The sequence below is a fragment of the Candidatus Jordarchaeum sp. genome (genome assembly GCF_052745115.1).
In genome coordinates this window covers 1-9,305 of the sequence record NZ_JBRAKS010000148.1, presented here as the reverse complement: position 1 = coordinate 9,305, position 9,305 = coordinate 1, and the positions used below count along the sequence as shown (strand labels likewise).

Below are 9,305 nucleotides of genomic sequence, written 5' to 3'. Positions count from 1 at the left end.
TTCTCTCCACTATAAGGGTATCCCTACCCCCAAAAACTCATTTTCAAATACTGTAGAAATAGTAAACCATATATACTAATAAAATTAAATCAATTATTTAAAAAACCCCCATACGCTTACGCGTTTTAGACAAAGGACGAAAATCTAAAGTTTTTCATGGGAAATAAAAATATAAATTAACGTTTAAGGAGGAGGACTAATTCGTGTCTACTGAAGATGTAGATAAGATGATGAAGGATTACCGGAAAAAGGTTTTGGCTTCAAGAACGCGATACCAAAGATTCGTAGACATTTTCTCCCTAGTTCCTATTACGGTGTACTTTTTTTTCGATGGTTATTCTCGTGATTTTAACCGGAGCTGGACTTACCGCCCTAGAACATCTACTGAGGCCTCCATTATGGTTAGGCAGTCCCACCCTCTTACCCGATTTTCAACAGAGCATTCTGATACATCTGTGGTTCGTAAATCCAATACCAACCTTGTGGAGTCAGTCGCCATGGAATGCAGCAGCCATCAGCGTGTTAATTGGCTTGGCACTGTTTACGGTGTATTTCATCTCGAGACGCATTGCTTACAAGGAAATCTTTTACCTTGACTTGGGGTTCCTGGCCTTCTTTCTGCTGGGGTTAATTTTAATGTTTGTAGCTCCCAACCTATTTAGCACACTCTATTACTGTTTCCCGGGTACCGTGATATTCGGTCTACTGGCGATTCCCGCCTTAGTCACAATAGCGGCTAAAAGGCCTTTCACTCATCAGTTTTCTGACAGAGTTATTCCCCCCATGATCAAGGAACTAGATATTTACAAAAAAATTCATTATATCATTGCCTCTGTTTGGGGAATAGTTATCATTATTAATGCCATTCTGGGTTATCTCGCGTATTATGTACCCTCAACTAAACCATTGTGGGCTGCTCTATTCTTTATGCCTCTGTTCTTTCTGATTTATGCTTGGGCTTTCACGACTCATTTTCCCGCATGGTATACCGCAGAGTTATGAAAACACCATTACAAGGGGCATCAACCCCTCTGACACGCTTGGTAAGAATAGTGGGGGCAGCCCTGATGCTCTTCGCAGTGTTGGTCATTTTAGTAAGTCTTGGGCAGACATCATCCATACTGGGAATACTAGAAATTGTTGTTGCCATAATTCTCATAGCTGCCGGAATAGGAATAATTCTCGTCAAAAAGTGGGGCTGGTACCTAACGATGGGTGGACTAGTTTCTTATGTTGTTCTTCTGTGGTTGGCTTATGTCTTTCCTAATGTCAGTATAATTGATTGGATAACCTCAGTTAACAACTTCTTGTACAATCTCTCGTTCGCTGCGCCATCCGAGCAATTCTTGTTCCTGGCGGTGGTTCTTTCAGGTATTTCATCGGTGTTTTTATGCTATCTGTTTCCAAAGCGTAACTATTACATACTTTAGAAAAAATTCATAAGATTCACAATCCAATTATATGAAAGATTTCAGAGTTTAGATTGCTTACCCCTACATCCTAAACCTTTTTTACTTAAATCTTTATCATAATGTCTATTCTAAAAATGGATGGTTGTCCATGTTTAGGAGATGAACTTATGTCTGCTATTGATGATGTGGACAAAATGATGAGTGATTATCGGGAAAAGGTTTTGGCTTCAAGAACCAGGTTTCAAAGATTCGTAGACAGATTCACGATGGTTCCCATGCCCACATACTTTATACTAATGTTTCTCGGGGTTTTTTCAACAGGAACTAGACTCACCTCTCTTGACCTATCCTTGAGATCCTGTGCGATGTTAAGTAGCCCCAACTTTTTAGCTGGTTTCCAGAAAAGCATTTTGATACATCTGTGGTTCATACCCCCCACACCCACTATATGGAACCCCGCTCTAATGACTCCGGGGGCTACCAGCGTTTTGGTAGGCTTCTCACTATTTTTAGTGTATTTCGTCTCCAGACGCTTGGCTTATAATCAAATCTACTATATAGATATCAGTTTCTTGACCTTCTTTCTGATAGGAATATTACTACTATTAGCGGCTCCAAGATTATTCGCCACTCTCTACTACTATTATCCTGCTACACTGGTTTTCGGTCTACTGGCAATTCCATCGTTCATTTCAATAATTGCAGGGAAACCATTCACTTTGCAGCACGTGGAAAGAGTTTATCCCCAGGTTATCAAGGAACTAGATATTTACAAAAAAATCCATTATCGGGTTGCTACATTTTTTGTGTTGGTGTTCATTATCAACTCTGCAGTATTTTATTTCCGTTTCTATCTTCCTACAGCCTCACCAGTATTCACCGCTCTATTCTTCATGCCATTCTACTTTTTGATCCTAGCTTGGGCTTTCATGACTCATTTTGTAGGATGGTACCGCCGAAGAGTACTGAAAACACCGTTACAAAAACCAGCAACTTCTCTCCCTAGTTTAGTAAAAATTGGTGGCGCATTGCTGATAATCTACGGGCAGTTGACCTTTATAGTTGGCCTTTGGATGTCAACATCGATAACATTCAGTGCTTTATCGTATATCCTTGCCATAATTCTTATGCTCTCAGGATTCGGAGTAATTCTCGTTAAAAAATGGGGCTGGTACCTTGCAATAAGTGGACTTTTCTCTCATATCGGTCTCTATTGGTTAACCTGGATTGCTACAACCTACAGTTTAACGGATTGGTTAGCCTCTGTAGGCAACTTCTTTGTCACCCTCTCCCTTTATCCGCCATCTGACAACTTATTATTCTTGGCGTTAATCTTTTCAAGCGTTTCATCGATATTCCTGTGTTACCTATTCCCGAAAAGAAACTATTATCTACTTTAGAAAAAGTGCAATCAAATAATTTTCTCTCTTTTTTCGTACAAAAATCAATCCAGAATAAAATCTTGATATTAGGCCTTATATACTCCGTAGGTTTTCACGGTGTTAATCATCGCTCTGATATTCTCAGGTTTTGCCTCTCTTGGAGGTGTACCTTTCAAAATAAATCCTCCTCTTTCTCCTACAATATTAATGAGCTTTTTACAGTGGTCTTCAATCTTTGCTGGTGTTCCGAAGGTAAGCATAACCTCTGTAAGGTTTCCATCGATGCATATTGAATCTCCGAGGAGTTCTTTGGCTTTGAATATGTCTGTTGAGGCGTCAAGCTCCAGTACGCATCTACCCTTAGGGAGTTCTTTAAGGTACGGCAAATTGAGAGTCCAATCTCCGTCACAGTGTAGAATAGCGATTATACCCTCCTTACTCAGCAAGTCCACCAACCTTTTAATTTGTGGAAAACCAATTTGCTCAAAATGTCTTAAGGTGGAGAAAGAGCTGCACTCTCTATGCAAACCAATAAGCGCCCTCGGAATACTGGATAATTTGCATGAAGCTATGGCAAGCTGTGCTATCTCTTCGGTGAACTTTTCAACTGTACAGGCGACTATGTCAGAGTGTCTATACGTGTCAAGGCAAAACTTTGCATAAGATCTCATCAGTGAGAGAACACCAAGCGGGCTCTCCATACCACCCCCCGCAAAGCAGGGAATCCCTAATTTTTTAAGTCTTTCTAAATTAGAAGTAACCATTCGAGACGCTGATTCCATGTCATCGAAAAATTTCTTAAGGACCTCAGGTACATTCGGTCGGATCTTTGGAAGCAGCTTAATCAAGGTCTGCACATAGCCATTTTTATAAGCGTACTCATAATCCTCTTCCTTCATAATTTCAGTCTCAATCAACTGATGCGTAGAATTAAAAGGTGTCCCCTCCCATGGGTACCTTACTAGGCAAGGCTCTGCAATAACCATGGTCAATAGACTCATAGGCAAAGGGGGACGCGTGTGCATGTCCAGCTGAAATTCCAAGTGAAACTTCTCTAAAGCCATCATCATCTTCTCATTATCAGTCATAAAGTCCTTAGAGCTAACACCTGCGTAAGCCCCAGCGTATTGATACTCAGAACAGATCACAGGAACCCTGTCCGGAACCCCGAGATTTACAGCAGTTTGAATTCTTTCTTCCCTCTCCTTATACAGCTCTTCCTCTTCTCCTCTCAACGTCTTCACCAAAATCTTTTCTATAGGTTTATTACAGTTACAGGGCAAACTTCGGCTTTAATAGCATTATTCTTTTTAACTTTTTAGGAGACTAGTGAAGTTTTTATATCTTATCTTAGGTTAGTTAAATGCAAAAAATTCTGCAAAAATGAAATTTAAACTGTTAGTGGGGTGCTTGCTTGCCTTTAAAGATGCATGAAAACGAAACCATGACTCCTAGAGAGAGGATGGAAACAGTTTTAGATATAAAGGAGCCTGACCGTGTTCCTGCTATTATCGCTTTCCACGCGGCTCAAGCCAGATTAACCGGGATGACCATAGAAGAATTTTTCTTCGACGTACCAAAATCCTTCGAAGCCACCAAGAAGGTTTGGGAAATGTTTGGGGGTTTTGATGTGTACACCGGGTGCTCGCCTATCCTTGGTTATTATCTTCCCTGGCCCAACTCACACAGTATGATCTATTTCAATTGGACCCTTCCAAAGGGCAATATTACCGAGCAGATGCATGAGAAGGAGCTTATGAAGCGTAGCGACTATGATCTCGTAATTGAAAAGGGCTTTGCCCCCTTTAAGAGGAGGCCCGAGTTGGAGAAGGATTTCATGAATTATGTGGGTCAGTTCGCTGCATTAGATACGGGTAGTTGGCTCAAGGAAATGGATGTTCCGTCAATGTTTGTGGGGGCTATAGAACCGCCCGTTGATATTATATCTTTTCCGAGAAGCTTTAACAAGTATCTGACGGATGTTGTTGAGATTCCCGATAAGGTTGTGGAGGCCTGTGAGGCTACTGTGGATGAGATGCTTGCCACACTAGACGTACAGATCCAGTTCCTAGGGGGTGAAAAGGGTCCAAAGGCGGTTCTCTACGGGTTTTCACGAGTGGCGTCAAGTTTTATTTCGCCCAAGAAGTTTGAACTATTCTGGCCCCACCTTAAAAAAATTGCAGAAGCCATCATAGATAAGGGATGCATTGTTCAGTTCCACCTAGATAATGACTACACAGACTTTCTAGAATATTTCACCGAATTTCCAAAGGGCAAAACCTGGTTCCACCTGGACACAACAGACATATTTAAAGCCAAAGAAATTCTTGGAGATAGAGCGTGCCTAATGGGTGACTTGCCGCCTCAAATTACCGGTTTGGGAACACCCCAAGAGGTGGAAGATTACTGTAAGAAACAGATAGAAGGCTGCATGGAGGGCGGAGGCTACATACTTTGCTCCTCCTGTGTGCTACCTGACAACATACCCGCCGAGAATATTAAGGCTATGAAAGACTCGGTGATGAAGTACGGCTTCTACCGAGCCTAATCAAAAAACATGTTCACCTGATAAAATAATTTTAGCAATCAATTTATCGTTGAGGTGCTAGGATTGCTTTATCGTGATTCCGCTGTAGAAGCTCAGAAGCTATATTATGATATGATTCTAAAATCTGGTTTCCCCGTAAAGGGATTGAAACCAGAAGACCTAGAAGTGGTTGACTTCGGCCTAAGCCAAGGAGAGCTGGATTATTTTAAAAGAGTAGGTCTTGGAATATATGTGCTGGTAAACGAGGCCGAATGTGGAAAGATTTTATGCTTTCTTCCAAACCAGTACATGCCCGAGCACCGCCATCAATCAGTGGTTGTTATGCCCAAAGGCTCGGAAATTAAGAAGGGTTTCTTCGATTTAAAGAAGCTCGTGAAAGACTTTAAGGTTCTAGAGGAATATGGTGAAGACGCTGTCTACATGGTGCCGGAAAAAGAAGACACCCCAATTCCCAAGGGGGGTATCCTCATCCCTGGCAAACAGGAGTATTTCCACACCATAAAGGGTACTGGCTCAATGTTTGTACCCGGAAAACCCACCGCTAAACCTACCTACCTCATACCAGAAGAACATCGTCCCCATACCACCGCGCTACACGAAGTCTTCCTAGAACCTGGAGTGGGATTCCATCTCGCCGCCAATACACCACACAGTGTGGTCGCGGGTCCTGAAGGTCTCGTGGTTTTAGAGTTCTCTCTAACAAGTAGAGATCCTCTAGACATATTCACAAATCCCAAAATAGATAGAATTACTCGCATCGGGGAGCTTTTCCAAAATAACACAAGAGAAGGGATGATTATTAAGAGAAGAAACGAATCCGTTCTGGTATCTCACACTCACTGGGATAGAGAATGGCACAAACCGTTCCAGACTTTCCGAGGGTACATGGTGGAAATGATTGACCGTCTCCTAAGCATTATGGAGAAAAACCCTGACTACGAGCACTTTTTGCTAGATGGTCAATCCATTCTCCTTGAAGACTACTTTGAGGTGAGACCCGAAAACAAAGAACGTATACGCCCACTTGTTAGCAAGGGTCGCATAAGTATAGGTCCCTTCTACGTTCTACCAGACATGTTTCTGGTCTCTGCAGAATCTGTGGTGCGGAATCTGCTTCTGGGCATAATGATTGCCGAAGAGTATGGAGGAGCGCAGAAAGTCGGGTATCAGCCAGACTGCTTCGGGCAACTGGCTCAAACTCCTCAAATAATGAAGGGATTCGGTTTTAAAGGCTTCATTTTCTGGAGAGGGTTGGGGAATGAAGTTGACACTCTTCCAACAACTTTTCTGTGGGAAGCTCCAAGTGGAGACAGAATCCTCACCCATCAGATTGCAATTGGCTACTTTAATGTAGGCGCCCTTCCAGAAGATGTAGAGGCTGCTATCACGCTAATTGAAAAAACAAAAAATATGCTTGAAGAAAGAAGCAACAGAAATTTTCACCTATTTCTTAATGGTCACGATCACGCCTTTCCCCAAGAACACATTCCCCGAATAATAAAAGCCTACAACACGAGGCATCCCGATGAGCCCATAAAATATGGAAGCCTAGAAGAATTTTTCAATCAGCTCCAAGAAAATATCGAGGATTTACCCGTGTACAGAGGTGAGTTCAGAGGAGCGCGCCTATTTCCTATTTTGCAAGGAGTTCTATCTTCACGCATGTATCTGAAGCAAGCAAACCATAGATGTCAAACAAAACTGGAAAACTACACGGAACCCTTCTCCGCCTGGGCTTGGACCCTTGGAGAAAATTATGATAGAAATTACCTGTGGCTGGCTTGGAAGTGGCTTCTTAAGAACCATCCCCATGATAGTATTTGTGGCTGCTCCATTGACCAGGTCCACCGAGAAATGGAAACCAGATTCGCTTGGAGTGAGCAGATATCCGATCTACTCACACTTAAAGCAATGGAGCAGATAGCCTCAAAAGCAACTATCACAGAAAGTGGATTTCCCATAGCGGTCTTCAACCCTTCTCCATGGACAAGAACCGGGGTGGTGGAATTCCTCTCAGAACCATTCCCACCCTTCACCTTTTCGAGCCAGCAATTTACCTTTAATCCCTCTCTTTTGAAGAGTATGGAGTTCACACCGGATCGCAACTTCTACATTGTGGATCAAGAGGGCCGAACTTTTCCGGTAGAGTTATACCTCGATCCGGAGAGCACCGCGTTCCGATTTTTTGAAAACATCACACGTTACACCTTGAGGTTTCTTGCTGAGGATGTTCCTGCCTGTGGATACAAGATACTCTACCTTAAAGAAGGAAAAGCCGAAGGGGTAAAGTCAACCCTGAAGGTTAATGTTAATGAGAGAATTATGGAGAACGAGCATTTTAGAGTCAGGTTTAATCTGAACGGTACAATGGATATAACCGAACTAAAAAGCGGAGTCACTTTTTCGGGGCTGCACCTGTTCGAAGATGCGGGAGATAATGGCGACGAGTACAATTACTCCCAACTCAAAGAAGACACCGTTTTCACCAGCGAGAATCTTGAGTCTGAAATCTCATTCGAAAAACATCACACACGAGTGGACGCAGTTGTAAAAATTGGGATGATTCTCCCAAAAAGCTTAGAGGAAGAGAATCGCAATCACCGTTCCGGTGAGAAAGTGCCTCTAAAAATAACTTCGCGAATATCTCTCTTTCCCGGTGCGAGGTTTGTTGGCTGCAAAACGGAAATCGAAAACAACGTCAAGGATCACCGTCTAAGAGTGCTCTTTCCCACAGATATAAAATCTGAGGTAATTCATGCAGATGGCCACTTTGGAGTGGTTGAAAGAAGCCTAAAACTTCCCGATTATACAAACTGGATAGAAGTGCAAACCACTGCAAGCCACCAGAATCTCTTCGTCGACCTAAACAATGGACAAAAAGGCCTAGCCATTTTAAATAAAGGATTGCCAGAGTACGAAATTTATGGGGAAAATGATAAAACTATAGCTGTAACACTTGTCCGCTCAGTTGGCTGGTTGTCAAGAAACATAGACAATAATAACCGCAAAATCTTCGGAGGCCCAGCAATACCGACACCAGAAGCACAGTGCCAAGGTCGGCTCACAGCGGAATACGCCATAATACCCCACTCCGGAGACTGGGAAGAAGCCCAAATTCCAAGAATTGCTAGAGAGTTCACTTGTGAATTAAAGGCAGTAGAAGTTAAGAATCCGAGTAGTGAGCTACCCGCCTCCATGAGCTTCCTAGAATTGGATTCCACATCTATAATTCTTTCCGCTGTTAAGAAAGCTGAGAGAGAGGACGCTCTGGTAATCCGCATCTACAACACTGGAAAAAAAGCGCAAAACGCTATCTTAAAGCTCTATAAACCGGTAAAATCGGTCAGCCTGATTAACCTTAGAGAAGATGAAACAGCAGAACAGATTCCAGTATCCGCACAGGGAAAAGAACTCCAACTGGGACTTATCCCCCCAGCAAAAGTGGTGACTCTAAAAGTAAAGTTTGAGAAAGCCTAACACCCTATATGCGACATACAGCTGAAAAGAGCGAATATATTATGCCCCAACTTGTAAAAGGAGGTACACAACTGCTACAGATAAATTTATATAAATTATCAAATATTAACTTAAGTTATAGTACTGATTAGGTTGAAGGAGGCTGCAAAATACACGGGTTTACATCCAAACACGTTGCGCAGATACATAGACCAGGGCGTAATAAAGGGCATAAGGCTTAACTAACTTGGGTTTATTGGAAAATTCACCCCTAGCTGTAATAATAGAAAAAAATCCGCAACTTGCTAAGTATCAAGCATCTGAGGGAGAAGCATTACAGATTAATGGCAAAACATATTGTTGGGTGAAGTTGCAGGATGATGGTAGTATTATTGTTCCCATAGAAACTTTAAAGAAATATGAGATTAACCCTGGTGATCGTTTACTGGCGGTGAGGGGTTTACAACAGTAGGAAGATTTAATACTAAATAATACCATATATGGCTA

Annotated in this window: 9 protein-coding genes; 8 read left to right on the top strand and 1 reads right to left on the bottom strand. The window is 42.3% G+C overall.

The window, feature by feature from the left end; all coding sequences use genetic code 11:
* Nucleotides 1-203: 203 nt before the first annotated feature.
* From ACUVXA_RS11480 to ACUVXA_RS11465, 4 genes are all read left to right on the top strand, one after another.
* Nucleotides 204-596 (top strand): hypothetical protein, encoded by a 393-nt coding sequence (locus ACUVXA_RS11480; RefSeq protein WP_445871404.1) that lies wholly within the window; start codon nt 204-206, stop codon nt 594-596.
* 40 nt (nt 597-636) lie between these two features.
* Nucleotides 637-1,002: a hypothetical protein gene (locus ACUVXA_RS11475; RefSeq protein WP_445871403.1), complete on the top strand. Its 366-nt coding sequence runs from the start codon at nt 637-639 to the stop codon at nt 1,000-1,002.
* Nucleotides 999-1,430, top strand: coding sequence for a hypothetical protein (locus ACUVXA_RS11470; protein WP_445871402.1), 432 nt, complete (start codon nt 999-1,001; stop codon nt 1,428-1,430). Before ACUVXA_RS11475 ends, ACUVXA_RS11470 begins: the two co-directional genes overlap by 4 nt.
* Before the next feature lie 149 nt (nt 1,431-1,579).
* Nucleotides 1,580-2,812 (top strand): hypothetical protein, encoded by a 1,233-nt coding sequence (locus ACUVXA_RS11465; protein ID WP_445871401.1) that lies wholly within the window; start codon nt 1,580-1,582, stop codon nt 2,810-2,812.
* Nucleotides 2,813-2,880: 68 nt separating this feature from the next.
* Here ACUVXA_RS11465 and ACUVXA_RS11460 read toward each other — a convergent pair whose 3' ends face one another.
* Nucleotides 2,881-4,029 carry a uroporphyrinogen decarboxylase family protein gene (locus ACUVXA_RS11460; protein ID WP_445871400.1) on the bottom strand — a complete coding sequence of 383 codons (1,149 nt, stop codon included), beginning with the start codon at nt 4,027-4,029 and terminating at the stop codon, nt 2,881-2,883.
* A 179-nt stretch (nt 4,030-4,208) separates the two neighbouring features.
* On the opposite strand from ACUVXA_RS11460, the gene ACUVXA_RS11455 reads away from it, so the two are divergent.
* The 4 genes from ACUVXA_RS11455 (at nt 4,209) to ACUVXA_RS11440 (ending at nt 9,270) form a co-directional block, all read left to right on the top strand.
* Entirely contained in the window at nt 4,209-5,342 is a 1,134-nt protein-coding gene (locus ACUVXA_RS11455) for a uroporphyrinogen decarboxylase family protein (protein ID WP_445871399.1), read from the top strand.
* Between the two features lie 63 nt (nt 5,343-5,405).
* Nucleotides 5,406-8,819 (top strand): glycoside hydrolase family 38 N-terminal domain-containing protein, encoded by a 3,414-nt coding sequence (locus ACUVXA_RS11450; RefSeq protein ID WP_445871398.1) that lies wholly within the window; start codon nt 5,406-5,408, stop codon nt 8,817-8,819.
* 132 nt (nt 8,820-8,951) lie between these two features.
* Nucleotides 8,952-9,044, top strand: coding sequence for a helix-turn-helix domain-containing protein (locus ACUVXA_RS11445; protein WP_445871397.1), 93 nt, complete (start codon nt 8,952-8,954; stop codon nt 9,042-9,044).
* A 1-nt stretch (nt 9,045) separates the two neighbouring features.
* Nucleotides 9,046-9,270: a hypothetical protein gene (locus ACUVXA_RS11440; RefSeq protein WP_445871396.1), complete on the top strand. Its 225-nt coding sequence runs from the start codon at nt 9,046-9,048 to the stop codon at nt 9,268-9,270.
* Nucleotides 9,271-9,305: the final 35 nt, after the last annotated feature.

Coding starts and splice junctions, on each gene's coding strand:
- ACUVXA_RS11475 (WP_445871403.1), top strand. CDS start 637: ATGTTTGTAGCTCCCAACCTATTTAGCACACTCTATTACTGTTTCCCG.
- ACUVXA_RS11470 (WP_445871402.1), top strand. CDS start 999: ATGAAAACACCATTACAAGGGGCATCAACCCCTCTGACACGCTTGGTA.
- ACUVXA_RS11465 (WP_445871401.1), top strand. CDS start 1,580: ATGTCTGCTATTGATGATGTGGACAAAATGATGAGTGATTATCGGGAA.